This is a genomic window from Psychrobacillus sp. 05T411, from assembly GCF_056396485.1.
On the sequence record NZ_JBFTLO010000061.1, the window covers coordinates 1 to 1,313 of the forward strand.

At 37.6% G+C, this 1,313-nt stretch carries 1 protein-coding gene; it reads left to right on the top strand.

Annotation, left to right across the window (positions count from 1 at the left end; genetic code table 11):
- Nucleotides 1–117: 117 nt before the first annotated feature.
- On the top strand, nt 118–1,313 hold a 1,196-nt coding region (locus AC1DFT_RS20790), incomplete at its 3' end, for an ISL3 family transposase (RefSeq protein ID WP_478161521.1).

Here is a 1,313-nt window from a genome sequence, read left to right on the forward strand (position 1 = left end):
GGTTCTATAATATTTGTTGGGGTTTTCCTACAATTGTGCATAAAAAAATGCACGTAACTTCTGTTTCTTTTATACTTGAATTGTCGAGAAACAAGTATGAAAAGGAGCTACGTACAAATGCATTTTAACATGAATATCCCAGGATTAAAAGATGTAACGATTCAAAAGATAGAGGAAACAGCCGAGCGGATTGCACTTCATGTTTCGCTGCCAAAGAAAGCACATAGCTGTCCAAGTTGCCAGAAGTTAACGACCAAAGTTCATGATTATCGTATTCAAAAGATCAAACATTTAAAATGGTTTGAACGATTAACCGTTCTATTCTATAAACGTCGTCGTTATGTATGTAAATGTGGAAAAAGGTTCTCGGAGAAATCTCCATTCGTGGATAAATATCAGCGATTCTCAAAAGAATGGAATCAAGTAGTACGTATTCGCTCGATTAAGGCTAAAACCTTCAAAGAAGCTGGTGAAGTGCTTGGTTCTTCGAGTACAACTGTCATTCGTCGTTTTAAAGAGGCTGCGAAAACGGAGCTTATCAGTGGGGTTCGCCTACCAAAAGCTATTGCGATTGACGAATACAAAGGGGATACAGATGCAGGAATGTATCAGTTGATTATTGCCAATGCAGAAACACATGAACCTATTGACATATTACCTAATCGTCGGAAGGAAACGGTGRAAGACTATCTTTCCAAACATGGGACCGACGTGGAAATTGTTGTGATGGATATGAATCCGAGCTTTAAAGCGGCGGTGAGAAAGGCCTTAGGTAAGCCAATAATTGTGGCAGACCGTTTTCATTATTGTCGCTATATTTACTGGGCAATAGATGAAGTTCGTCGTCAAGTTCAGAAAGATTGGCATGAGTACGATCGCAAGAAGTGCAAACGTATGCGCCATGTATTGTACAAAAGGCAAGAAAAATTAACAGAAACTAACGCTTGGTATTTAGCTCGTTATACGGGGATGTCTGAAACATTAAAAAAGGCACATGAATTAAAAGAATCATACTGTGAATGGTTTSATTGGGCAAAACAGAGTAAAGATTTAGTGGAAATAAAAGATCGATTAGAAACTTTTTATCGTGAGGTAGAGGAAAGTAAAATACCAGCTTTTATAAAAGCCATTCGGACCTTTAAAAACTGGCAAACCGAGATATTAAATAGCTTTAGCTTCGGTTATTCCAATGGCTTTTTGGAGGGCATAAATAATAAAACGAAAGTGATGAAGCGTAACGCATATGGTTTTCGTCGCTTCGATCACTTTCGGGCAAAGATTTTATTAAATATAAAGTATAAAGAAATAGGGGT